This is a genomic window from Haloleucobacter albus (genome assembly GCF_052492075.1).
The window spans coordinates 96,872-120,526 of record NZ_JBQWAS010000026.1 but is presented as its reverse complement, the minus strand read 5'-3'; the positions used below and the strand labels follow the sequence as shown (position 1 = coordinate 120,526).

Sequence of the window (23,655 nt, the reverse complement as noted above, 5' to 3'; positions counted from 1 at the left end):
CCCACCCGGCCCTTGCGGCACGGGTGGGGACCGGGAAAATGCGGGCTGGCTTTCCACGCCTGGGCGCGACATGCTGCACCCGCATTTTCCACTTATCTCTCCCCTTCTCCACCGCACGAGACAGGGGACAGCCGGAGGCCGTTTCATGCGTCTGCTCTCCGCCCTGCTCGGGCGTTTTGTCGAGAAAGGCCGCCTCACGGTCATCACGGCCGATGGCGGGCGTCACAGCTTCGGCACCGGGCAGGATGGCCCAGCCGTTACCGTGCGCCTGCATGACAGGAAGCTGGAGCGGGAGCTGTTCTTCAACCCCGAGCTGACAACAGCCGAAGCCTATATGGATGGCCGCCTCAGTTTCGAGGAGGGCGCGGGCGCATTCGAGTTGCTCTCGCTGTTTTCAGTCAATCGCAAGGGGCTGGCGAGCCATCCGGTGCAGCAGGCTTTGCGGCGGGGCTGGCAGGCCATGCGCAAGTTCCAGCAGGCCAACCCCGTGGGGCGGGCCAAAACCAATGTGTCCAGCCATTATGATCATCCAGCGGAATTTTACCGTCTCTGGCTGGATGAAACCATGACATATAGCTGTGCCTATTTCCGCGATGCGGAAGAACCTCTGGCGCAGGCGCAGCGCAACAAGTTTCGCCATATTGCCGCCAAGCTGAATATCTCCCCCGGCATGCGCGTGGCCGAGATCGGCTCCGGCTGGGGTGCCATGGCCATTTTTCTGGCAAAGGAATGCGGTGCGCATGTCACCGCCATCAATGTCTCGCCCGAACAGCTGGCCGAAAGCCGCCGGCTGGCGGAAGCCGCTGGCGTGATCGACCAGATTGATTTTCGCGAGGTGGATTATCGCCACCTTGAGGGCAAGTTTGACCGGGTGCTCTCCATCGGCATGATGGAGCATGTGGGCGTCGCCCATTATGATGAGTATTTCAATACCATCCGCAATCTTCTGGATGAAGGTGGCTTTGCGCTGGTGCATGCCATTGGCCGCATGTCTCCGCCTGGCACCACGGCCCCCTTCATCCGTAAATATATTTTCCCCGGCGGCTATGTGCCGGCGCTTTCCGAGGTGTTCGCCTCCACCGAGCGCACCCATCTGTGGGTGGATGACTGCGAAGTGCTGCGGCTGCATTATTACTGGACCATCCGCGCCTGGCGGCGCAACTTCATGGCGAAACACTCCGAAGTGGAAGCCATGATGGGCCAGCGCTTCACCCGTATGTGGGAATTCTATCTCGCCGCGGTGGAGCTGGGCTTTCTGCATGGCTCCAACATGGTGTTCCAGCTTCTGCTGTCTGAAAAGCGCGATGATGTGCCGGTGTTGCGCGATTATATGGTGGATGGCGAGCGCGCGCTGGCGGTTCGTTCAGGCGCACGCTGATGACGGGTTCCGAAACATCAACCCGTTCGAGATTTCTGCCCCCTGCGGGGTTATGTTCCGGTGCGCCTGCGCGTGCCTCTTTCCTCTCGCGCCGACCTGCTGAAAAGGTTTGGCCGTTCAATCCTTCCTGCTTCTTTCCGGAGGCCCAGCCATGACCCTTCTTCCCTTTGCCACAGGCCTCGCTCCCGTCTCCCGCGAGGACTGGATGAAGCTGGTCGAGGGCGTGCTCAAGGGCGCGCCTTACGACAAGAAGCTTGTGACCCACACCTATGAAGGGCTGGCGCTGGATGCCTTGCCGCCACGCAAGCCAGAGGCCCCCATTCTGGCCGGGCGTGCGGCTGGCGCCCCCTGGGTGGTGAGCATGCGGGTGGACCAGCCGGACGCCGCCGCAGCCAGCGCCCAGGCGCTGGATGATCTGGATGGTGGCGCTTCCGGCCTGACGCTGGTGTTTGCCTCCTCACCGCAGGCCTATGGTTTCGGCCTGCCCGAAAATGCCGATCTCGACGCCGCACTCAAAGGCGTGATGCTTGAGCTGATCGACACCAGACTGGAAGCAGGCCAGTTTTCCGGCGGCCAGGCGGCCCTCGCCTTCGCCGAACTGGTGGAGAAGCGTGGCCATGACCCCAAGGCCATGTCGGTTTCCTTCGGCCTGAACCCTTTGGGTGATCTGGCCGCCACCGGCAACATGCCGATGACATGGGGCGAGTTGGCCCAGCGCTTCAACGCCACCTCCGCCACTTTGGTGGAGAAGGGTTTCAAGGGCCCCATCGCCCGTGCAGATGGCGCAGTATTCCACAGCGCCGGCGCATCCGATGCGCAGGAGCTGGCCGCCGTGCTTTCCAGCGCTGTCGCCTATCTGCGCCTTTATGCGGAAGCCGGCGTGCCTCTGGAAGAAGCCGCGCCGCGCATAGAAGCCGCGCTGATGGCTGATGTGAACCAGATCGCCACCATCGCCAAATTCCGCGCCATGCGCCTGCTGTGGGGTGCTGTGCTGCGTGAAACCGGCCTGCCGGAAACCCGCCTGAAGCTGCATGGCACCACGGCGTGGCGCTCCATGACCCGGCGTGATCCTTATGTGAACCTGCTGCGCTCCACGGTTGCCGCCTTTGCTGCTGGTGTTGGCGGAGCGGACAGCATCACCGTGCTGCCCTTCACCCAGACGCTGGGCCTGCCGGATGCCTTCGCCCGCCGCCTGGCACGCAACACGCAGGTCATGCTGATTGAGGAATCCAATGTCCATCGCGTGGCCGATCCCGGCGCAGGCGCGGGTGCCATTGAGGACCATACTGACGGCCTTGCCTCCCGAGCGTGGGATCTGTTCCGCCACATGGAAAAGCGGGGTGGCATCGCCGCTGTGCTGGAAGATCGCTGGCTGAAGGCCAATATCGCCGCCGTGAAGGAAAAGCGTGAGAAGGATGTGGCCACCCGCAAGGCGCCCATCACCGGCACGTCTGAATTCCCCATTCTGGTTCAGGAGATGCCGGAGGTTCTGGCGCCCATGCCTGCTCCGACCACAGATGCGGTCGCCGAGGGCGCCCTGACGCCTTATCGCACCGCCGAGCCTTATGAAGCCCTGCGCGACAAGGCCGAGGCTGCCGGCACACCGCCGGCCATGTTCCTCGCCACGCTGGGGCCCATTGCAGCCTTCACCGCACGCGCCACCTTCGCGAAGAACTTCTTCGAGGCCGGCGGCCTGAAGGCCGATGTGCCGAATGGCTATGCGGATCTAGACGCGCTGGTTGAAGCCTTCAAGGCTGCGGGTACGCCACTTGCCTGCCTCACCTCTTCTGATGAGATGTATGCCGAGCAGGCCGTGGCCGCAGCCAGGGCCCTACAGGCCGCCGGTGCGAAGGCCGTGTGGCTGGCCGGCAAGCCTTCCGCCGAGCTTGAGGCCGAACTGAAGGCTGCGGGCGTGGACGGCTTCATCTTCGCCGGTTGCAATGTGCTGGAGCGCCTCACTGCGGCCCAGGCCCTTCTCGGCCTGTGACCCACAGGATGGAACCGGCGGGGAAACCCGCCGTTTCACAGTCATGTTCCGCATAATTCCGTTTCAGCCGCGCACCCGACATGGAGAGCGCGCCAAAATTGAGATAGGATGACCCCATGAGCCGCCCGAACAGCCGCTTGCCAGCCTTCGCAGATATTGCCTGGCGCGCCCCCGATCTGGCGCAGCCGGCCGCCGACGCCCCTGCCTGGAACACGCCGGAAGGCATCCCCGTCAAGCCCGTCTATGGCCCGGAAGATATTGCCGGCCTCAATTATATCGACACCTATCCCGGCATCGCGCCCTTCCTGCGCGGACCCTACCCCACCATGTATGCGGTGCGGCCGTGGACCATCCGCCAGTATGCCGGCTTCTCCACCGCCGAGGATTCCAACGCCTTCTACCGTCGCAATCTGGCGGCCGGCCAGAAGGGGCTTTCCGTGGCCTTCGATCTGGCCACCCATCGCGGCTATGATTCAGACCACCCCCGCGTGGCCGGCGATGTCGGCATGGCCGGTGTGGCGATCGACTCCATCTATGATACGCGCACCCTGTTCTCCGGTATTCCGCTGGATCAGATGAGCGTCTCCATGACCATGAATGGCGCGGTGCTGCCCATTCTGGCGCTCTATGTGGTGGCCGCAGAAGAACAGGGCGTGCGGCACGACCAGCTTTCCGGCACCATTCAGAATGATATTCTGAAAGAGTTCATGGTGCGGAATACCTATATCTACCCGCCCGCGCCCTCCATGCGCATCATCTCGGATATCTTCGCCTATACCTCGAAGGAGATGCCGCGCTTCAACTCCATTTCCATCTCCGGCTACCATATGCAGGAAGCTGGCGCGACGCAGGATCTGGAGCTGGCCTATACGCTGGCCGATGGCGTGGAATATGGCCGAGCCGGCATGGCCGCAGGGCTTGATATCGACAAGTTCGCCCCCCGCCTGTCCTTCTTCTGGGCCATTGGCATGAACTTCTACATGGAGGTGGCGAAGATGCGCGCCGCCCGCCTCCTGTGGAACAGGCTGATGAGCGATCTGGGCGCGAAGAACCCCAAATCCCTGCCGCTGCGTACCCATTCGCAGACCTCCGGCTGGTCGCTCACCGCGCAGGATGTGTTCAACAACGTGATGCGTACGGCCATTGAAGCCATGGCCGCCACGCAGGGGCAGACCCAGTCCCTCCACACCAATGCGCTGGATGAGGCGCTGGCCCTGCCGACGGACTTCTCCGCCCGTATCGCCCGTAACACCCAGATTCTTCTGCAACAGGAAAGCGCCACCACCCGCGAAATCGACCTGTGGGGCGGTTCCTATTATGTCGAGAAACTGACCTACGATCTTGCATCCAAGGCCTGGGCTCACATTCAGGAAGTGGAAGAGCTGGGCGGCATGGCCAAGGCCATCGAGGCCGGCATTCCCAAGCTGCGCATCGAGGAAGCGGCTGCCACCACACAGGCCCGTATCGACAGCGGCGCACAGACCGTGGTGGGCGTGAACAAGTTCAAGCCCGCCAAGGACCGGATCATCGACGTGCTGAAGGTGGACAACACCGCCGTGCGCGCCGCCCAGCTCGACAAGCTCCAGCGCCTGCGCGCCGAGCGCAGCCAGGCGGATGTGGAGTCGGCCCTCACCGCGCTCACCAACGGGGCAGCCGGCAATGGCAACCTGCTGGAGCTGGCCATCAACGCTGCCCGCGTGAAGGCCACTGTGGGTGAAATTTCGGATGCGCTGGAGAAGGTGTTTGGCCGTCATCGCGCCGAAATCCGCGCCATTTCCGGGGTCTACAAGCGGGAGGCCAGCGCCATGAGCAACAAGGTGTCTGAAATGCAGAAGCTGGTGGAAGCCTTCGAGGAAGCTGAAGGTCGCCGCCCGCGTATCCTCGTCGCCAAGGTGGGACAGGATGGGCACGACCGCGGCCAGAAGGTGATTGCCTCCGCCTTCGCCGACCTCGGCTTCGATGTTGATATTGGCCCGCTCTTCGCCACCCCGGAGGAAGCCGCCCGGCAGGCCGTGGAAAACGACGTGCATGTGGTGGGCATTTCCTCGCTCGCCGCTGGCCATCTCACCCTTGTGCCGGCGCTGAAGGCGGCGCTGGAGGCCGAAGGCCGGGGCGATATCATGGTGGTTGTGGGTGGCGTTGTGCCTCCGCAGGATTATGACGCCCTTTATGCCGCCGGCGCCCAGGCCATTTTCCCGCCCGGCACGGTGATTGCCGATGCCGCCAAGGAGCTGGTGGTCGCCATTTCCGAGCGTCTGGGCCACAAGCTTCAGGCTGCCGAGTGAGCCAGTCGCGCTGGCCATAGTGATGATTGAAACGGCGGGGCTCTCCCCGCCGTTTTCCGTTGCCAGAGGGGCATGATGAATATGACACTGCGCGAGCCGGGCTCCACCCTGCGTGTGCTTTCCCCCTGCCCGCATGTTCTGGCCTTTTATGATGGCCGCAGACCCGGCACTCGTCTTTTCAGCCTGGAAGAGAACTGGCTGGATGATGGAGCCTACAGCCTCGGCATCGCCAGCTATGCCATGCTGGATGGGGCCGAAGCGCTGGTATTTGACACGCATCTCTCGCTCGCCCATGCACGGCTGGTGCGCAATACACTGGAGGCGCGCGGTGTGCGCCGCATCCGCGTGGCGCTGAGCCACTGGCATGATGACCATATCGCCGGCAATGCCGTGTTTGCCGATTGCGAGATCATCGCCAACGAAGAAACGGCCGCCCTGCTGGCCGAAAACCGGGAACGGCTGGAAACCGCCTTTCCGCCTATTTGCCCGCTGGTGATGCCCAATCGTCTGTTTTCCGGCAGGCTGTCGCTCACCGTGGGCCGCCTGAGCGTCACGCTGCAACAGATGGATATTCATACCCGTGATGGCACAGTGGCCCTGTTGCCTGATGGGCTGATGCTGGCTGGCGATGTGCTGGAAGACCCGATCCCCTATGTGGATGAACCGGAGCGGCTGGCGACCCATCTGCGCGGGCTGGAGCATCTGGCCGCCTTGCAGCCCCGCCGTATTCTGCCCGCCCATGGGCATGAGGCAACGATTGCAGCGGGAGGCTATGGCCCGGCGCTCATCACCGCCAACCGGATCTATCTGGAAAAGCTTCTGCACCTGAAGCATGAGCCGGAACAGGCGCATCTGCCGCTGCCGGAATTTGCCGCGGAAGCCTTCGCCACCGGGGCGCTGCATCCCTTCGCGCCTTATGAGGAAGTGCACCGGCAGAATGTGGCGCGTGTGCTGGCCGTGCAGGATACCGCCGGGAGCGACTGACAGCGGGAGCCGACAGGTTCACGTAGATAAGACGGATGGAAAGGAACCTGGCAGGCGCTGTGTGAGGCAGCGATGGAGCAGATATCAAAGACGCCATCAGGCCATCAGGCCATCAAAAACACGGTCTGTCGAGCGGCCCCGTAGAGTCAAAGTTTAGAACAGCCCCTGCCCTGAGCTCATCCTTCTTCCCCACTGGTGCGGAAATTTCAAGAGGGGCACTCAAACTGAACCCGCCCCCTGCCCCTCACTTTCCAGCGCCTGCAAGCCCCGGCCCAGAAAGCCCCGGCGCCAGTGAACCAGTGGCGCACCCAACCGCATCGGCTTCAAAAGTTCCGGGCCGCAACCCCGGCCCACCCCGGCAAGCTGGCCTCACCCGGCGCGGAACAACCCGCGTTCGGCCGGCTTCTGGCCGACCAGCGTTTGCGCCTTCGCCACAATGGCGTCGGCATCCAGCCCGGCTTCGGCAAGCTGGCGGGCCTGCGTATCCTGATCGATATAGAGATCCGGCAGCACCATGGCGCGCACCTTCAGCGCCCCCTGATCCAGCGCGCCCTCATCGGTGAGAAGCTGGAGCACATGGCTGCCGAAGCCGCCAATGGAGCCTTCTTCCACCGTCAGCAGCGCCTTGTGGCCCTGCGCCAGCTTTAGCACCAGTTCATGATCCAGCGGCTTGGCGAAACGGGCATCGGCTACGCTCACGCGGAAGCCGGCATCTTCCAGCCGTTCCGCCGCCTTCAGACTATCCGCCAGACGGGTACCGAGGGAGAGAATGACAATATCGCCCTCACCCGTACCATGCACCATGCGGCCCTTGCCGATGGGCAGCACCGCGCCCCGCTCCGGCCGGTCTACACCCACGCCTTCGCCACGGGGAAAGCGCACGGAGATGGGGCCATCATCATAAGCTACGGCCGTGGCGATCATATGGGTCAGCTCGGCCTCATCGGCCGGAGCCATCACCGTCATGCCCGGCAGGCAGGTGAGATAGGTGATGTCGAAAGCGCCGGCATGGGTCGCGCCATCCGCCCCCACCAGCCCGGCGCGATCCAGCACGAAGCGCACCGGCAGCCCCTGCAAAGCCACATCGTGCACCACCTGGTCGTAACCACGCTGCAAGAAGGTGGAATAGATGGCGCAGAAAGGGCGGAACCCTTCAGATGCGAGCCCGGCGGCGAAGGTCACCGCATGTTGCTCGGCAATGCCCACATCATAGGTGCGGCCGGGGAACGCCTTGCCAAACTGATCCAGCCCGGTGCCGGAAGGCATGGCCGCAGTGATGGCCACCACCTTGTCATCGCGCCGGGCTTCCTCGATCAGGCTTTCGGCGAACACGCGCGTATAGGTGGGCGCGTTGGATTTGGCCTTCACCTGCGTGCCAGTGAGCACATCGAACTTTGACACGCCGTGATACTTGTCGGCACTGGCCTCGGCGGGGGCGTAGCCCTTGCCCTTCTGGGTAACGACATGCACCAGAATGGGGCCGCCCTTGGCGTCGCGCACATTCTTCAGAACCGGCAACAGATGATCGAGATTGTGCCCGTCGATCGGCCCCACATAATAGAAGCCGAGTTCCTCGAACAGCGTGCCGCCAGAGAGGAAACCGCGCGCGAACTCCTCTGCCCGCGCCGCGCCGCGTTCCACGAATTTCGGCAGACGACCGGCCAGTTGCTTGCCGATCTCCCGCAGCGAGCGATAGGTCTGCCCCGAGATGAGCCGCGCCAGATAGGCCGACATCGCCCCCGTAGGCGGGGCAATCGACATATCATTATCATTGAGAATAACGATAAGCCTGCTGTCCATCGCGCCGGCATTGTTCATGGCCTCATAGGCCATGCCGGCCGACATGGCCCCATCACCGATAACGCACACCACATTGCGATCCACCGCAGCCAGATCACGCGCCACCGCCATGCCCAGCCCGGCTGAAATGGAGGTAGAGGAATGCGCGGCCCCGAACGGGTCATAAACGCTTTCGGCACGCCGGGTGAACCCGGAAAGGCCGCCGCCCTGCCGCAGGGTGCGGATGCGATCTCGCCGGCCGGTGAGAATCTTGTGCGGATAGCACTGGTGGCCCACATCCCAGATGAGCCTGTCATGCGGGGTGTTGAACACATGGTGCAACGCCACCGTCAGTTCCACCACACCCAGGCCCGCGCCGAGATGCCCGCCGGTGACGGAGACGGCATCAATCGTTTCCGCCCGCAATTCATCCGCAAGCTGGGGCAATTGTTCTGGCCCAAGGCACCGCACATCGGCAGCATCCTTGATGGTATCGAGCAACGGTGTTTTCAGGGACGTCACAAACCCACTCCGCGCCGGTCCTTGCCGGCAATCCGAGGCTTACACAGGAGAAGCCCCTGACGCAACGCGAGAGGCCGCTTCTGCTGTTCAACTGGCGATGAACTGTGCGACGGGCAGCAAAGCTGCACCGGCATATGTCTCACTGCCGTGTGTGCCGGAAGGCGCCTCTCATTTCTTCATGGACAGGAACAGGCAGACAGAACGAGATAACAGACGAGTCGACCTGCGCAACCCTTTGCCCTGCAACATAGCGACAGTGGCTCGGCCTTGGAACCTCTGAAAAGGTCGCGCACACATCATCCCCCCTGACGCGCCGGCGGATCGAACACCCCCCGCAGCTTGCCGGCTCGCACCATAACGCGATGCGGATTGGCCAGCAGCGCCGCCAGCAGGCAGCCGCCCACCAGTTTTGCCGCCAGAGCAAGACGGGAGCGGGGCCGGCCATATTTGGCCCGCACATAATTTTCCGATTGCTGCTTGAAGCGATTGATGCGGAAAGTCTGCCTCAGGCCTGGTGTGGAAGAGCCGCCTCCCTCATGCACCACCTGCGCACCGGGCACCACGATGATGGGCACCTGCCGGGCAATGGCCCGCAGGGAAAGATCATCATCCTCATGATAGAGGAAGATCCCCTCATCAAACCCGCCCAGATCGAAAAAGGCCGCCCGCGACACCAGAAAAGCCGCGCCATGCACGAAGCGGGTGCAATAATCTCCCGCAATCTCCTGCGGTTTCAGCCGCGCGCTGCGGGGCACCTGTTCAAAAATGGTGCCTTCCTTGCGCATCAGCCGGCCCTGCTCGCTGACGATGGCAGGCATGAGAATGGCAGGCTCCCCATAGAGGCGGGCGGCGGCCAGCAGCGTTTCCATCGTATCCGGGCCGAGACGGGCATCAGGGTTCAGAAACAGGATGTAAGGCGTGGTTGCGGCGCGGGCCCCGGCATTGCAGGCCGCGCCGAAGCCGGCATTGCGCCCCATCTCCACCAGCCGGGCCGGGCGCGAAATTTCATTATACCAGCCGGTACCCTGTGGGCTGGCATTATCCACAATCACCACATCGCAGCCGGCCGGCACACTGGCCACGGCCGCTGGAATCACCGCCGCACTGTTATAGGTGACAAACACCACGCTCACCGTTGCTGCGGCATGCGCACCGGACTGTTCTGAACCGGAATGTTCCGAAAAAGGCGCGGTTGAAGCGGACAAGACATTCTCGCCGTGGAAGGGCCTGAGGCCGGCCCGCAAAAACAAAGGCGCGCCCGGCCGGGGCAGCCTGCGCACGGAGTGGGACGCTCATATCACGCCCTGCACCTCATGCGATACAGTGAAACGTGAGACGCAGCGCGAGAACCGGAAATGTATATTCCTCCTCATTTTCAGGAAACCGACCCGCAACAGATCCGCGATCTCATCGCGGCAGCCCCCTTGGCCAGCATTGTCGCGCAGACGGAAAGCGGGCTGATCGCAAACCATATTCCCCTGCTCTCTACGCCTGATGGGGCGCTGATCGGCCATATTGCGCAGGCCAATGACATGCATCGGCTGATCCGCGACGGACAGGAGGTGCTGGCCATCTTTCGCGGTGAGGATGCCTATGTGTCCCCGAATTTTTACCCGACAAAGCCGGAACATCACCGCCATGTGCCCACATGGAACTATCAGGTTGTGCACATATATGGCGAAATCCGCTTCCAGCATGATGAGAAATCCAGACGCGCGGCTGTAGGTTTGCTGACACGCATGCAGGAGCGCCGACTGAATGGCGATGCGGCATGGCGCATGGCCGATGCGCCGGCCGATTACATGCAACAGATGCTGGATCATATTGTCGCCCTGCGCATCACCATCACGCGGACGCTGGCGAAATCCAAGCTCAGCCAGAACCGTGGAGAACGCGATTTTACCGGCGTTGTCAGCGGCTTGCGCAAAAGCGGGCATGAGGCTCTGGCCCGTTGCATGGAAGCCTCTCGCCACGACATGCAGGGCAAAGGCTGAAAGCCCGGCCCTGATGGGGCTCCATGCGTCGTCGTGGTTTCAATTGTGCAGTCTAGACTTGTTCTGCAATGCAGCAGGCCCTATCCCCAACGATCAGAACGCCTATGGCTGAACCGGCAGGACCTGGAGAGCCGCCCCGGAAGAGGATGGATGGAATGGACAACAAGGCACAGGCCACCGGCTCCAAGCGGTGGGTGAAGGTTTGGGATGGCCCTGTCAGGCTGTTCCACTGGGCCCTCGTGGCGCTGGTTGCCACGGCTTATATTTCCGCCGAAACGGGCAAGCTCGATCTGCACTTCATGGTGGGGTACACCATCCTCACTCTGGTGCTGTTCCGCATTCTGTGGGGGCTGGTGGGTTCTGATACAGCGCGCTTCACCCAGTTCATCAAGAGCCCGGCCGCGGCCTTTGCACATCTGGGCCATGTGCTGCGTCGCCAGCCCGAGGATGAAACCGGCCATAATCCGGCTGGTGCTTTCATGGTGGTGGCTCTGCTGGCCCTGCTGCTGTTCCAGACCATCACTGGCCTGTTCTCCAATGATGGCCTGTTCGAGGAAGGCCCCCTCGCCCACCTTCTGGGCGGCGGCTGGAGTGATACACTGACCATCTGGCACGGATTCAGCTTCGATCTGATCGTGATCGCCGTGGTGGCCCATGTGGCGGCCATCCTGCTTTATGCGGCACTGCTGCGGCAGGATCTGGTGCGCCCCATGGTGACAGGCTGGAAGCGCCTGCCGCAGAGCTTCTCCGCGCCGCATATGGCCCCTGTCTGGCTGGCGCTGGCCATGCTTGTGCTTGCCGCCGTGGTCGTCTGGGTAGTGGTCAATATGATTGGCGCGGCCTGAACTGCCGCTCTTTCATGCAAAAGGCGCGGACCACTCAGGGTGGCCGCGCCTTTTTTCGTTTCTGCCCCTGCTTCACACTCAGGCCGCAGGCTCCGCCCGCAACCGGCCATAGGCCACCGAGAGAAAGGCGCAGGACAACACCACCTGCAAGGGCAGAAGCACCAGTTGCACCATATCCCCCATTTCCATGGAGATGGTCGCGCCAATCGAACCCAGAATGACAAAGGGGATGGAGAGCACCATCGGCACAAAAACCAGCTTCAGCGTATTGCCCCGCCCCATCGCCCAGGCATCAGCCCATGGCATGGGCGTGCCCAGCGCGCGGGACGGCAAACGCAGCGCCAGCCGGGAAACAACCACAATGCCGACGACAGACAGCGCCATGAAGACAAGGGCTGCGAGAATAATCATCGGCGTACTGTCCTCCAACGAGAAGAACAGCAGCGCCATCAGCAGCGAGGGGCCCATCCAGATCGCGGTCATGATGAGAATCAGCAAGATACAATCCAGCAGATAGCTGAAAAGCCGCCCGCCTCCATGGCCCAGAACCGTGGAATCCAACTGCGCCTCACCACGCAGCACCTCATTATGAGTGAGCAGCGCCAGACCGATGCTGGCAATGCCCAGCATCAACCAGCCCATGCCGCCCAGTAGCGGATCAACGAAGTTCAGCAGCCCCACCAGCGCGCCGGCGGCCATATAGGCGGCCACTGCAAGCTGGTGCCGCAGCACAATGGCCACACTCCACTGGATGCTCCATTGCAGGGACTGCACGAAGGGAAGTTTGCCGGACGATTCGGACATGAAAACACCGCCACATTTCAGCATTTCGGTTTTCGGCCGGCAGCAGCCCCCAAACCATAGCCCATGGCCACAGCGCCCGCCCCTCACCCTTTCGCATTGAAGCGGGTTGAACGCAAACCCGACCACAGGGCGCCTTGCCTTCCTGTTCCACGCTGGCCACCTCCTGTGCAGAGGCCGCAAAGCAGGAGCCTGACATGAAAGCGGCTCCAGACCAGAAGGCGTGGAGCCGCAAAACTAAAATTCTGCAAGATGAGGTGCTGCAAGATAAGCCCCCGCAGCACTCACAGGCTCAGCGCGCCTTGAAGGTCTGGTGGCAGGAGCGGCAGCCCTCGCCCACCGCCGCGAATGCGGTCTTGAAACCTGCTTCAGTCACACCCGCAGTGCGGTTTTCGGCGACGGAAGCCTCAAACTTGGCAATGGCGGCCTCAAAACCGGCGCGATCGCTCCACACGGCCGGCTCAGCCTTGGTTTCACCCACATCCGAACCCGCAGGGAACAGATCGGCATAGCCCTTCATATTGTTCTGAAGGGTGGTGAAAATGGCTTCAGCCTTGGCGGCGTCGAAGGGAATATTGCCCTTCGCCATATCGGCGCCAATCTTCATCTGGCCGCCCATTTCCTTCATCAGCGTCTGGCGCTGCTGAAGGACATTTTCCGCATGAGCCACAGAGAAGGTCGCCGTTGCAGCAGCAAGGCCGGCAAGAAGGGCGGTGGTCACGGTCAGACGCATTGTCAGCTCCCGGTCAGGATTCGAATGTGTGGATTATAAGCATTCAAATTTCAAAATGACGCGACGGAAGCCGGGTTAAAGCGTGACCGAGGCCGTTTTGTGCCCATATCCGGCAAATATTCACAGTCTGCGCCACAGAAACACGACAGGTCAGCCCCTCACCAGCATATCGGAGCATTGACGGCCGCATGGGAGAAAGGCATCAGACATGGGCACATGCCTTTCATCCGCATGACGAGCCCAGTAAGAAGGCCCTTTGTACCGGAGGGTGAAACGCACATCGTGACGGGCAACACTTCCAGCATTTCCGCATCCCGGCTTTCAGGCCGCCCCGTTCTTGTCACCGGCGTGGCTGGATTTATCGGCGCGGCACTGGCGCACCGCCTGCTCGGGCAGGGCATTCGCGTGGTGGGGGTGGATAATCTGAATGATTATTATGATGTACGCCTGAAGCTGGCCCGGCTTGCCACACTGCAATCCCAGCCCGGCTTCACCTTCGAGAAGCTGGATCTGGCCCAACGGGTGGAAACAGCGGCCCTGTTTACCCATCATCAGCCTGTTCAGGTGGTGAATCTGGCGGCGCAGGCCGGGGTGCGTCACTCGCTGGAAAACCCGGCGGCCTATGTGGATTCCAACCTCGTGGGTTTCGCCAATGTGCTGGAAGGGTGCCGGCATAATGAGGTGGAACACCTCATCTTCGCCTCCTCCTCCTCCGTTTATGGTGCCAACACCCTACAGCCCTTCTCTGTGGAACAGGGGGCGGATCACCCCATCAGCCTCTATGCCGCCACCAAAAGGGCCAATGAGCTGATGGCCCACAGCTATAGCCACCTCTATCGGTTGCCGGCGACAGGGCTGCGTTTCTTCACCGTTTATGGGCCTTGGGGCCGGCCGGATATGGCCGTGTTCCTGTTCACGGACGCCATCTGGCACGGACGCCCCATTCAGGTGTTCAATGATGGGCATATGAGCCGCGACTTCACCTATATCGACGATGCTGTGGAAGCGGTGATGCGCCTGCTGGACCATGTACCGGGGCCAAACCCGCAGTGGAGCGGGAAAGCGCCGGACCCGGCCAGCTCCAGCGCACCGTGGCGTCTCTACAATATCGGCAACCACGCCCCCGCCCCGCTGAGGGAACTGATCTCCCATATCGAGGCGGCGCTGGGCCGCAAGGCTGTTCTGGATTTTCAACCCATGCAGGCCGGAGACGTGGAAACCACCTATGCGGATGTTTCCGCCCTGGCCCATGCGGTGGATTTTGCCCCACGCACCGATCTGAAAACCGGAATCACCGCTTTCGTAAACTGGTATCTGAACATCTATCTGCCCCGGATCGTGGCGGGTTGAACGCAAACGCGCCCTTGCGAACGCGCCCTTGCAAAACTGCGGGGCAGCCCTTTTCAGGCCCGCCCCCGCAAATGCGTCATGCCCGCCCTTTTCATGTTCTGCCGGGGGGGGGTGCCCGCAACTCAGGCGAAAGGGGCCACCAACTGTTCCAGCTCGGCCGTTACCTGCTCCAGCAACGCCTTATCCCGCGTGCGGGCAACCAGATGGGTCTTGAAGCCGCCATCTTCATCACGGAACGGATAAGAGCCGATCAGCACCTTCGGATAACGCCCGGCCAGCTCTGAAAGCCCGGCGGCAATATCCCCCTCGCCCGTATTGGCCTTCACCGTATGGGAAAGCATGGGCCGGCCCTTTTCCAGATCCGGCAACACCACTTCCAGCATGGATTGCATGATGCGTGGCACACCGGCCATCACGATGACATTTCCGATGCGGAAGCCCGGCGCCTTGGAAACAGCATTGGCCACCAGCTCCGCCCCCTGCGGAATCCGGGCCATGCGCAAACGCGCCTCATTGAGCCTGTCTTCGGGAATATATTCCAGCAGCAGCTTGCGGGCGCGCGGGTCCACATCAATCGGCACGCCAAAGGCGCGGGCGATGGAGTCCGCCGTGATGTCATCATGGGTGGGGCCAATGCCCCCCGTGGTGAAGACATAGGTAAAACGGGCGCGCAGGGCATTCACGGCGGCCACGATGTCCTCTTCGACATCCGGCACAATGCGGACCTCGCGCAGATCTATGCCCACTTCGGTCAACCGCTCGGCGATATGGCCGATATTCTTATCCTTGGTGCGCCCGGACAGAACCTCATCACCAATAATAACCAGCGCCGCAGTGACCAAATGGGCATCGTCCGCCTCAAACATGACCATCCTCTTTCAAATTCTGCCCAAGGGTAGCGCACATTCAGCCCATTTCATGGGCAAACAGGGCGCGAGAATCTATCTGAACAGATGTCTTTTCCTGTTCTCACTTGTTTGGCACGATGTTTGTAAGGTTCCAAGACGCTCCACCCGCACATGGAGAGGCAGTCTAGATGCAAAAAGCCTTCAACGAGATGTCCTTTTCCGATGGGCAGGTCCGTCCTGCCTATGAAGCCTTGCAGCGCTGGCTGGAAGGCGTGCCCCAGGACGTGCTGGACCATCGACGCAAGGAGGCTGAATATATTTTCCGGCGCATCGGCATCACCTTCGCTGTGTATGGCGAACAGAATGCGCAGGAACGCCTGATTCCCTTCGATATCGTGCCCCGCATCCTCACCCAGGGCGAGTGGGGCACCCTCGCGCGCGGGCTGGAGCAGCGCGTGAAGGCGCTCAATCTCTATATCCGGGATGTCTACAGCAAGCGCGAAATTCTGAAGGCGGGCCTGCTGCCGGAAGAACTGGTTTACCAGAACCCGGCCTTCCGCCCGGAAATGAATGGCCAGCGTGTGCCACATGACCTGTATGTGCACATTGCGGGCATCGACATCGTGCGCACTGATCCAGACACATTCTATGTACTGGAAGACAATGCCCGCACGCCCTCCGGCGTCTCCTACATGCTGGAGAACCGGGAAATCATGATGCGCCTGTTCCCCGAGTTGTTCGCCATGCACAAGGTGGCGCCGGTGGAACAATATGCCGATGACCTTCTGGCCACACTGCGCTCGCTCTCGCCGCGTGGCGGACATGAGCCGAATGTCGCCATCCTCACCCCCGGCATCTACAATTCGGCCTATTACGAACATTCCTTCCTCGCCGACAAGCTCGGCGTGGATCTGGTGGAGGGACGCGACCTGTTCGTGAAGGATGAGGTCGTCTATATGCGCACCACCGAGGGGCCCAAGCGGGTGGATGTGATCTACCGCCGGCTGGATGATGAATTTCTGGACCCTCTGGTGTTCCGCCCTGACAGCATGCTGGGCGTACCGGGGCTGATGAGCGCCTATCGCGCCGGCAATGTCACCCTCACCAATGCGGTGGGCACCGGGGTGGCGGATGACAAGGCCATCTATTCCTACATGCCGGAAATCATCCGCTTCTATCTGGGCGAGGAACCGCTGCTGCCCAATGTGCCCACCTGGCGCTGTCGCGAACCCGATCACCTGAAATATGTACTGGAGCATCTGCCTGAGCTGGTGGTGAAGGAAGTCCACGGCTCTGGCGGCTATGGCATGCTTGTCGGCCCCGCCGCCGACAAGGCGCAGATCGAGGCGTTCCGCGCCAAGCTGATCGCCGCGCCGGACAATTTCATTGCCCAGCCCACGCTCGCCCTCTCCACCTGCCCCACGCTGGTGGAAAAGGGGCTGGCCCCGCGCCATGTGGATCTGCGGCCGTTCATTCTGAGCGGATCGGACAAGGTGCGCATCGTGCCCGGCGGGCTCACCCGCGTCGCCATGAAGGAGGGTTCTCTCGTGGTCAATTCCAGCCAGGGCGGCGGGACGAAGGACACCTGGGTTCTCGACACCTGAGCCGGCAGGCCGGCGCGCCCCGCGGGCGCACACCGGATGTCTCTCCCCGTCCAGCCCTTTCACCCCTCCGATGATGGGTTACTCAGATGCTCTCCCGCACCGCTGATAATCTCTTCTGGCTCAGCCGCTATGTGGAACGGGCCGATTGCCTCGCCCGCATTCTGGATGTCGCCCAGCGCCTGGCGCACACACCCGTGGGGCCTGGCGTTTCCACCAATGAATGGGGCTCCGCCGTGCTCAGCGCCGGATGCGCCGATCAGTTCACCGAACGCTATGGGCCGCTGGATGAGGCCACGGAAGAGAATGTGGTCTCCTTCCTCGCCTTCGCGCCGGATAACCCCTCCTCCATCCGCAGCTGCTTCGAGGTGGCGCGCACCAATGCGCGTTCCGTACGTACTGCACTGACCTCGGAAATGTGGGATGTCATCAATTCGGCCTGGATCGACCTGCGCAACTTCCCCAACCGTGCCCTGACACGGGAGGAACTCTCCCGCTTCCTGGCCTTCGTGAAAGAAACCACGCTGCGTTATGATGGCGCGACCTTCCGCTCCATGCTGCGCAACGATGCCTACTGGTTCGCCCGCTCCGGCGCACAGATCGAGCGGGCCGACAACACCGCCCGCATTCTGGATGTGAAATATCATGTGCTGCTGCCGGAGCAGGAGCATGTGGGTGGCCCGCTGGATTATTTCCAGTGGTCCTCCATTCTGCGCTCGGTCTCCGCGCTCACGGCCTTTCACTGGGTGTATCGCGACAGCGTGAAGCCCTGGCTGGTGGCGGATCTGCTCATTCTCAACCGCCAGATGCCGCGATCCCTGGCCTCCTGTTATGAGAGCCTGACGCGCAATCTGGATGAGCTGGCCGGCGAATATGGCCGGCAGGGCCCTTCCCAGCGCCGGGCCCGCGCCATGCTGGCCCGGCTGAGCAATTGCGAGATTGAAGACATATTCCAGACCGGCCTGCATGAATTCATCACGGAATTCATCTCCGACAACAACAAGCTCGGCGGCGCCATTGCGGAGCAATATCTGACCTGAGCCCATCCACATGACGGGACGGCGGCTCCGCCCTCCGCCCCGCCCCAACCCCATTCAGGCTGCGACCAGGAGGCTGCCATGCGTGTCCGCATCCGTCACGAAATCACCCAGCATTTCGAACCCGGCAGCCGCAATATGGCTGCCATCGCCCGCCTTACACCCCGTTCCTGCGAGAGCCAGTTCATCCAGCGCTGGACCCTTGATGTGGATGCGGATTGCTGCCTGCACACGCAGGAAGACGCCTTTGGCAATCTGTGCCATGCCTTTACAATTGATGGGCCAACCGACAACCTCACCATTATCGCCGAGGGCGAGGTCGAAACGCAGGATACATCCGGCATTGTGCGCGGCACGGTGGAGCGCCAACCCCTTTCGCTCTATCTGCGCCAGACCGAGCTGACCCAGCCGGATGCTGCCATCATCTCCTTTGCCGAGAAACTCTCCCGCAGCAAGGAAGACCCGCTGGCAGACCTGCATGCGCTCATGGCCGCCGTGCATGACAGCGTGAAGGAAGACACCCGGACCGTGAACGGCCACACGCTGGATGCTGCCAGCGCGCTTGAAAAGGGGGCGGCCTGTTCGGGCAGCATCACCCATCTCTTCACCTCCACGGCGCGACATCTGGGCCTGCCGGCGCGACATGTTTCCGGCTATTTCCGCACTGATGACAAGGGCGCGGTGCGCCACTGGGCCGAGGCCCATGTGCCGGAAATCGGCTGGATCGCCTTTGATTGCGGCCAGAAAATCTGCCCCACAGAGAACCATATCCGCCTGTCCATCGGGCTGGACGCTCTGGCTGTGCTGCCCCTGCGCAGTGTGGGCGAGGAGATTGAGGAGCAGGTTATCATCCAGAACGGCCGCAAGCCGCGCTGCCATCCGCGCTGCCACCAGAGCCAGGAAGATCTCAGCAATCCGCGTGTGGAAGCTCCGGATACGGTGGACATGGCCCATGCCCGCAACCAGAGCCAAAGCCAGCAACAAAGCTGAATGGCGCACATATGGCCGCGTCCCGGACACCCCCATTCAGGGCGGCGCGGCTGCATTGCGCCTTTATCCCTCTTGACCGCGGGCACGTGGCCTGCATTCTCGGCGCAGATCCATCCAGCGGGAGCCGAGAACACCATGAGCACCAGGCCGGCCTATGACAATGAGAATATCTTTGCCAAAATCCTGCGCGGCGAAATGCCGGCCCACAAGGTCTATGAGGATGACAGGGCCTTCGTGTTTCTGGATATCTTCCCCCGCGCGCCCGGCCATGCACTGGTGATCCCCAAGGCACCGGCCCGCAACATCTTCGATATCACGCCCGAAGATCTCGCCCATGTGGCGAAGGTGGCCCAGACTGTGGCCCATGCCGCAATCGAGGCCTATGACGCGGATGGCATCACAGTGATTCAGTCCAATGAGAAGGCCGGCGGGCAGGAAGTGTTCCACCTGCATGTGCATGTGATTCCCCGCTATGAGGGCCAGCGCCTCAAGCCCCCGGCGAGCGAGATGGAAACCCCGGAGGTTCTGGCCGGGCAGGCTGCCAAACTGCGCACGGCTCTCGGCCAGTAAAGCCGGGCCTCAAGCCCCGCCCTTCAGCCGGGGCACCTTACCAGAACGCAACTGGGCATGGACCGGACGCACACAGCACAATGCTGAGGTCTGGCCCGCTTGCCTGTCCCGTCTTTTCCGTGCGCGGCCCGGCTGCGCACGTTTTGCCTGCCGAGGCTGCGCGGGCATCGTCTCACGGCAGGTAGTATTTCATGGATCTCGCCATCGTCTCCCTCTCCGCCCGCCCGCTGGTTGCCAGTGCGGCCCGCGCCGGCCTGTCCGCACTTGCGCTGGATCTCTATGGACGGCCGGATCTGTGCCGCAAGGCCGGCAAGGCGGTGCAGGTTCCCTCACGCCCCCAGGCTGGGGCCAATGGCCTGCCCGGCTTTGATGGCCCGGCCCTGCTGGACGCCCTCGCCACCCATGCCCCCGCCGGCATGCCTGTGATTCTGGGAGAAGGGTTGGATGCGGAACCGGAGTTGCTGGCCCATATCGCCGCCCGCAACCCCATTCTGGGCAACACCCCCACAACGGTGCAGGTGCTGAAAGACCCCATGGCACTGGAAGCCCTGTGCGGCCATCTGCGCATTCCCTTCCCCGCCATCTGCACCGAGGCTCCCGTGCCGGAATTCTTCACCCGGCCGGTGCTGGAAAAGCGGATTGGCGGTAGTGGCGGCTTGCTGGTGCGCCTGCGCGCAGCAGATGACCATGGTGCGCCTGCACCGGGTTTCTATCTCCAGCGAGAGGTTGAGGGCCGCCCCTATGCCCTGCTGCTTCTGGCCAATGGACGGGAGGTGGTGGAACTCGGCGTGGCGCGCCTGTGGCAGGCCGGCGAAGAGACCGCCCATTCTTTCCGACACAATGCGATGACCGGCCCGGTGGAGCTGCCCGCCGCCCTGCAACCCGCCATCAGCGCCGGGGCTCGCAATATCGCCCTCGCCTGCGGCCTTGTGGGACTGGTGCGCGTGGATGTGATGGCGAATGACAGCGGCTGGCATGTGCTGAATGTCACACCGCACCCGGACGCCAGCCTTGACCTGCTGGACACCGAAAGCCAGCCCGCTTTGCTCGGGCTTCATCTGGCGGCATGCGGTGGCCGCCTGCCCGCCCGGCACCCCACCCTGTCTCAGGTGCGCGCTCTGGCCCGCCTGCGTGCACCGCGCCGCATGACCATGCCGGAAGCTTTCCTGCATCCACACTTCCCCGCCAATGCCGTGCATGATCTGGCCCCGGCCGGTGCCATGCTGGAGGAAGGCGCGCTGATTGCCAGCCTGCATGTCAATGCGCCTCGTCCCGCAGAGGCGGAAGCCAGCCTGAACGATCTGTTGCGCCCGCTGCAACACGCGCTCTCCCGGCAGGTCTGAGGACAAGACGGGCCAGCCGGCCCCCATCCACATTTCCCGTCTTTACAGCGCCCGGCTGATCTGTACAGGAAAGATCAGCCGGCATCTGGTGCCAGCATCCCCGCTGGTCAATGCAGACGGAAGAACAGATGGTAGATCCTTCCCTTCCCTTGAATGCGGATGTCTTCACCCATGTTCGGGTTCTCATTGCCATTGTCATGGGCCTCAGCCTCACCCGGCTTCTGACGGGGCTCAGCCGCTTCACGCAGCCCTCGCACAAAAGAAGGGTCTGCTTTGTCCATATTGGCTGGACCCTCTATCTGATCCTCTGTCTCATCAATTTCTGGTGGTTTCAGATCCGGCTGGCGAACATCACGGCCTGGACCTTCGAGCATTACGCTTTCATATTTTTTTATGCGGCCCTCTTCTTTTTTACATGCGCCACGCTTTACCCCGACAAGCTGGACGACATTGATAAGATGGATGAGTATTTCCTCTCTCGCAAAACCTTGTTCTATGGCTTGATTGTCGCCATCAACCTGACAGATGTGATTGATACCTCTATAAAAGGCAGTCAATACATCAAGTATCTGGGCGTCAGCTACCTCATTCATATTGCCATCATTTCTATTCCCAGTCTCTTTATCATGCGCTCCACCACGCGTTTTTATCATATGATTTTCGTTAGCTTCGCCATAGTGGAGCAGATGCTCTGGATTTACTTTCACTACAGCTCCCTCGCCTGAAGCCGCCGGCCGCCTCCCCGTGTTTGCCGTGGCCGCCGGCTTGCGCCATAAGGGTGCAAACAACAGCAGCGGCCATGAGACAGGCCGCACGCCAGCCAATGACCCAACCGGCGGCCGGTGCAGGACAGGAGAGTGAGCGTGGTGAGCGAAATCGTGACCCTTCAGGCTTTTCTGGAGCAGTGGGCGGGCGAAGACCCGACAAAGGCGGAGATTGCCAGCACGGTGCGCACCATTGCCAGCACAGGCGTGGGCATTGCCGACCTGGTGGCGCGCGGCCCGCTGGAAGAGGGGCTGGCCAGCGCACGCGGCACCGATCCCAACGCCGGCGGCGACACCCAGAAAGAGCTGGATGTGATCGCTGAAGAATGCCTGCGCGCCGCCCTGCGCGAAACGCCCGTGGCCTATCTCGCCTCCGAGGAAAGCGAAGAGCTGATCGCCCTGAACCCGCGCGGCAACCTCGTTGTGGCGGTAGACCCGCTGGATGGCTCATCCAATATCGACACCAATGTGTCGGTCGGCACTATCTATTCCATCCTGCCCTTCAGCGATGAAGAGCGGGAGAACCCGAACGCCGCCGTGATGAAGCCCGGCACCAACCAGCTCGCCGCCGGCTTTCTGGCCTATGGGCCCGCCACCATTCTGGTTTCCACCCTGGGCGATGGTACGCAGGTCTTCGTTTATGACCGCGACCGCTCGGAATTCATTCTCGCCCGCGAGAAAGTGGAAATTCCCGTCGAAACCAAGGAATACGGCATCAACCAGTCCAATATGCGCCAGTGGGATGCGCCCATGAGCGCCTGGATCAAGGATTGCCTGGCTGGCGCGGAAGGCCCGCGCGGCAAGAATTTCAACATGCGCTGGGTGGGCTCCATGGTGGCGGATGCCTTCCGCATTTTCACCCGTGGCGGCGTCTATCTCTACCCTTCCGACAAGCGCAAGGGCTATGAGAATGGCCGCCTGCGGCTGATCTATGAAGCCTTCCCTGTCGCCATGCTTACCGAGCAGGCCGGCGGCGGCGCCACCGATGGCAAGACCCGCATTCTGGACATTACCCCCCACCATATTCACCAGCGCATTCCGCTGGTGTTCGGCTCGAAGGCCGAGGTGGAAAAGATCGCCTCCTATTACTGAACTTGTCCGGGCAGGGTGCATGCGCCCTGCCCGCGCCTCACAGCCGGGAAGCTGACATGAACACGCCGCTGATTGCCCCCTCCATGCTCGCCAGCGATTTTGCCCGCCTTGGCGAGGAAGCGCGCGACATCACCACCGCCGGTGCGGATTATATCCACCTGGATGTGATGGATGGCCATTTCGTACCCAACCTCACCTTCGGGCCGGATGTAGTGCGCGCCCTGCGCCCCCACACAGACAAGCCCTTTGATGTGCATCTGATGATCTCGCCGGTGGAGCCTTATCTGGAGGCTTTCGCCAAGGCGGGCGCGGATATCATCACCGTGCACCCGGAAGCAACGCCCCATCTGGATCGTTGCCTGCAAGTCATTCGCGGGCTTGGCAAGAAGGCCGGCGTGGCGCTGAACCCGGCCACCCCGGAAAATGTGCTGGAATATGTACTGGACAAGGTGGACCTTGTGCTGGTGATGAGCGTGAACCCCGGCTTTGGCGGGCAAAGCTTCATCCCTGCCATTCTGCCCAAGATCGAGCGCGTGCGCGACATGATCCGTGGTCGCGATATCCGCCTTGAGGTGGATGGAGGCGTCAACCCGGAAACCGCTGCCCTGTGCGCCCGCGCGGGTGCGGATGTGCTGGTGGCCGGTTCTGCCGTCTTCAAGGGCGGTATTGAGGGCTATCGCGCCAATATCGCAGCCATTCGCGGCTCTGCGGCCAATGCCATGGGGCTGATGGTGTAATTGAGCGCCCCATCT

General features: G+C 62.1%; 20 protein-coding genes. 15 read left to right on the top strand and 5 right to left on the bottom strand.

Translation table 11 applies throughout. From position 1 onward, the window contains the following. Positions 1 to 145: 145 nt before the first annotated feature. The 4 genes from ACT6QH_RS08890 to ACT6QH_RS08875 all read left to right on the top strand — a co-directional run bounded on the left by ACT6QH_RS08890 (position 146) and on the right by ACT6QH_RS08875 (position 6,634). Complete coding sequence (locus ACT6QH_RS08890) at positions 146 to 1,378, top strand: class I SAM-dependent methyltransferase (protein ID WP_444974464.1); 1,233 nt, start codon at positions 146 to 148, stop codon at positions 1,376 to 1,378. A gap of 151 nt (positions 1,379 to 1,529) precedes the next feature. Next, positions 1,530 to 3,365 carry a methylmalonyl-CoA mutase family protein gene (locus tag ACT6QH_RS08885; protein ID WP_444974463.1) on the top strand — a complete coding sequence of 612 codons (1,836 nt, stop codon included), beginning with the start codon at positions 1,530 to 1,532 and terminating at the stop codon, positions 3,363 to 3,365. 116 nt (positions 3,366 to 3,481) lie between these two features. Beyond that, positions 3,482 to 5,650, top strand: coding sequence for a methylmalonyl-CoA mutase (gene scpA, locus ACT6QH_RS08880; RefSeq protein ID WP_444974462.1), 2,169 nt, complete (start codon positions 3,482 to 3,484; stop codon positions 5,648 to 5,650). Positions 5,651 to 5,722: 72 nt separating this feature from the next. After that, on the top strand, positions 5,723 to 6,634 hold the full coding sequence (locus ACT6QH_RS08875; protein WP_444974461.1) for an MBL fold metallo-hydrolase: 912 nt from the start codon (positions 5,723 to 5,725) through the stop codon (positions 6,632 to 6,634). 369 nt (positions 6,635 to 7,003) lie between these two features. Here ACT6QH_RS08875 and dxs read toward each other — a convergent pair whose 3' ends face one another. Next, positions 7,004 to 8,935 carry a 1-deoxy-D-xylulose-5-phosphate synthase gene (gene dxs, locus ACT6QH_RS08870; RefSeq protein WP_444974460.1) on the bottom strand — a complete coding sequence of 644 codons (1,932 nt, stop codon included), beginning with the start codon at positions 8,933 to 8,935 and terminating at the stop codon, positions 7,004 to 7,006. A 296-nt stretch (positions 8,936 to 9,231) separates the two neighbouring features. Beyond that, complete coding sequence (locus ACT6QH_RS08865) at positions 9,232 to 10,140, bottom strand: glycosyltransferase family 2 protein (protein WP_444974459.1); 909 nt, start codon at positions 10,138 to 10,140, stop codon at positions 9,232 to 9,234. Between the two features lie 150 nt (positions 10,141 to 10,290). Here ACT6QH_RS08865 and ACT6QH_RS08860 point away from each other — a divergent pair, with 150 nt between their 5' ends. After that, entirely contained in the window at positions 10,291 to 10,929 is a 639-nt protein-coding gene (locus ACT6QH_RS08860) for an FMN-binding negative transcriptional regulator (protein ID WP_444974458.1), read from the top strand. Positions 10,930 to 11,084: 155 nt separating this feature from the next. Continuing rightward, positions 11,085 to 11,774, top strand: coding sequence for a cytochrome b/b6 domain-containing protein (locus tag ACT6QH_RS08855; protein ID WP_444974457.1), 690 nt, complete (start codon positions 11,085 to 11,087; stop codon positions 11,772 to 11,774). 78 nt (positions 11,775 to 11,852) lie between these two features. Here ACT6QH_RS08855 and ACT6QH_RS08850 read toward each other — a convergent pair whose 3' ends face one another. Both ACT6QH_RS08850 and ACT6QH_RS08845 read right to left on the bottom strand, forming a co-directional pair. Further along, entirely contained in the window at positions 11,853 to 12,578 is a 726-nt protein-coding gene (locus ACT6QH_RS08850) for a hypothetical protein (RefSeq protein WP_444974456.1), read from the bottom strand. A 289-nt stretch (positions 12,579 to 12,867) separates the two neighbouring features. Then, positions 12,868 to 13,308: a c-type cytochrome gene (locus tag ACT6QH_RS08845; RefSeq protein WP_444974455.1), complete on the bottom strand. Its 441-nt coding sequence runs from the start codon at positions 13,306 to 13,308 to the stop codon at positions 12,868 to 12,870. Between the two features lie 282 nt (positions 13,309 to 13,590). Between ACT6QH_RS08845 and ACT6QH_RS08840 the strand changes: the two genes are divergently transcribed. Next, complete coding sequence (locus ACT6QH_RS08840) at positions 13,591 to 14,658, top strand: NAD-dependent epimerase (protein ID WP_444974454.1); 1,068 nt, start codon at positions 13,591 to 13,593, stop codon at positions 14,656 to 14,658. A 122-nt stretch (positions 14,659 to 14,780) separates the two neighbouring features. Here the strand turns inward: ACT6QH_RS08840 and ACT6QH_RS08835 are convergent, their stop codons facing one another. Further along, positions 14,781 to 15,524 carry a competence/damage-inducible protein A gene (locus ACT6QH_RS08835; protein ID WP_444974453.1) on the bottom strand — a complete coding sequence of 248 codons (744 nt, stop codon included), beginning with the start codon at positions 15,522 to 15,524 and terminating at the stop codon, positions 14,781 to 14,783. A 170-nt stretch (positions 15,525 to 15,694) separates the two neighbouring features. Between ACT6QH_RS08835 and ACT6QH_RS08830 the strand changes: the two genes are divergently transcribed. From ACT6QH_RS08830 to rpe, 8 genes are all read left to right on the top strand, one after another. Then, positions 15,695 to 17,110: a circularly permuted type 2 ATP-grasp protein gene (locus tag ACT6QH_RS08830; protein WP_444974452.1), complete on the top strand. Its 1,416-nt coding sequence runs from the start codon at positions 15,695 to 15,697 to the stop codon at positions 17,108 to 17,110. An 86-nt stretch (positions 17,111 to 17,196) separates the two neighbouring features. Further along, positions 17,197 to 18,147, top strand: a complete 951-nt coding sequence (locus ACT6QH_RS08825; RefSeq protein WP_444974451.1) for an alpha-E domain-containing protein — start codon at positions 17,197 to 17,199, stop codon at positions 18,145 to 18,147. Between the two features lie 78 nt (positions 18,148 to 18,225). Continuing rightward, positions 18,226 to 19,134: a transglutaminase family protein gene (locus ACT6QH_RS08820; RefSeq protein ID WP_444974450.1), complete on the top strand. Its 909-nt coding sequence runs from the start codon at positions 18,226 to 18,228 to the stop codon at positions 19,132 to 19,134. Between the two features lie 135 nt (positions 19,135 to 19,269). Further along, positions 19,270 to 19,704: an HIT family protein gene (locus ACT6QH_RS08815; RefSeq protein ID WP_444974449.1), complete on the top strand. Its 435-nt coding sequence runs from the start codon at positions 19,270 to 19,272 to the stop codon at positions 19,702 to 19,704. 191 nt (positions 19,705 to 19,895) lie between these two features. Beyond that, positions 19,896 to 21,047 carry an ATP-grasp domain-containing protein gene (locus tag ACT6QH_RS08810; RefSeq protein ID WP_444974448.1) on the top strand — a complete coding sequence of 384 codons (1,152 nt, stop codon included), beginning with the start codon at positions 19,896 to 19,898 and terminating at the stop codon, positions 21,045 to 21,047. A 128-nt stretch (positions 21,048 to 21,175) separates the two neighbouring features. Further along, positions 21,176 to 21,772, top strand: coding sequence for a hypothetical protein (locus tag ACT6QH_RS08805; protein ID WP_444974447.1), 597 nt, complete (start codon positions 21,176 to 21,178; stop codon positions 21,770 to 21,772). A gap of 138 nt (positions 21,773 to 21,910) precedes the next feature. After that, positions 21,911 to 22,903: a class 1 fructose-bisphosphatase gene (locus tag ACT6QH_RS08800; protein WP_444974446.1), complete on the top strand. Its 993-nt coding sequence runs from the start codon at positions 21,911 to 21,913 to the stop codon at positions 22,901 to 22,903. 56 nt (positions 22,904 to 22,959) lie between these two features. Further along, positions 22,960 to 23,640: a ribulose-phosphate 3-epimerase gene (gene rpe / locus ACT6QH_RS08795; RefSeq protein WP_444974445.1), complete on the top strand. Its 681-nt coding sequence runs from the start codon at positions 22,960 to 22,962 to the stop codon at positions 23,638 to 23,640. Positions 23,641 to 23,655: the final 15 nt, after the last annotated feature.

Excerpts from the sequence above, each read along its gene's own strand:
- ACT6QH_RS08890 (WP_444974464.1), top strand. The coding sequence starts at position 146 with ATGCGTCTGCTCTCCGCCCTGCTCGGGCGTTTTGTCGAGAAAGGCCGC.
- ACT6QH_RS08885 (WP_444974463.1), top strand. The coding sequence starts at position 1,530 with ATGACCCTTCTTCCCTTTGCCACAGGCCTCGCTCCCGTCTCCCGCGAG.
- scpA (WP_444974462.1), top strand. The coding sequence starts at position 3,482 with ATGAGCCGCCCGAACAGCCGCTTGCCAGCCTTCGCAGATATTGCCTGG.
- ACT6QH_RS08875 (WP_444974461.1), top strand. The coding sequence starts at position 5,723 with ATGATGAATATGACACTGCGCGAGCCGGGCTCCACCCTGCGTGTGCTT.
- ACT6QH_RS08860 (WP_444974458.1), top strand. The coding sequence starts at position 10,291 with ATGTATATTCCTCCTCATTTTCAGGAAACCGACCCGCAACAGATCCGC.
- ACT6QH_RS08855 (WP_444974457.1), top strand. The coding sequence starts at position 11,085 with ATGGACAACAAGGCACAGGCCACCGGCTCCAAGCGGTGGGTGAAGGTT.
- ACT6QH_RS08850 (WP_444974456.1), bottom strand. The coding sequence starts at position 12,578 with ATGTCCGAATCGTCCGGCAAACTTCCCTTCGTGCAGTCCCTGCAATGG.
- ACT6QH_RS08845 (WP_444974455.1), bottom strand. The coding sequence starts at position 13,308 with ATGCGTCTGACCGTGACCACCGCCCTTCTTGCCGGCCTTGCTGCTGCA.
- ACT6QH_RS08835 (WP_444974453.1), bottom strand. The coding sequence starts at position 15,524 with ATGTTTGAGGCGGACGATGCCCATTTGGTCACTGCGGCGCTGGTTATT.
- ACT6QH_RS08830 (WP_444974452.1), top strand. The coding sequence starts at position 15,695 with ATGCAAAAAGCCTTCAACGAGATGTCCTTTTCCGATGGGCAGGTCCGT.
- ACT6QH_RS08825 (WP_444974451.1), top strand. The coding sequence starts at position 17,197 with ATGCTCTCCCGCACCGCTGATAATCTCTTCTGGCTCAGCCGCTATGTG.
- ACT6QH_RS08820 (WP_444974450.1), top strand. The coding sequence starts at position 18,226 with ATGCGTGTCCGCATCCGTCACGAAATCACCCAGCATTTCGAACCCGGC.
- ACT6QH_RS08815 (WP_444974449.1), top strand. The coding sequence starts at position 19,270 with ATGAGCACCAGGCCGGCCTATGACAATGAGAATATCTTTGCCAAAATC.
- ACT6QH_RS08810 (WP_444974448.1), top strand. The coding sequence starts at position 19,896 with ATGGATCTCGCCATCGTCTCCCTCTCCGCCCGCCCGCTGGTTGCCAGT.
- ACT6QH_RS08805 (WP_444974447.1), top strand. The coding sequence starts at position 21,176 with ATGGTAGATCCTTCCCTTCCCTTGAATGCGGATGTCTTCACCCATGTT.
- rpe (WP_444974445.1), top strand. The coding sequence starts at position 22,960 with ATGAACACGCCGCTGATTGCCCCCTCCATGCTCGCCAGCGATTTTGCC.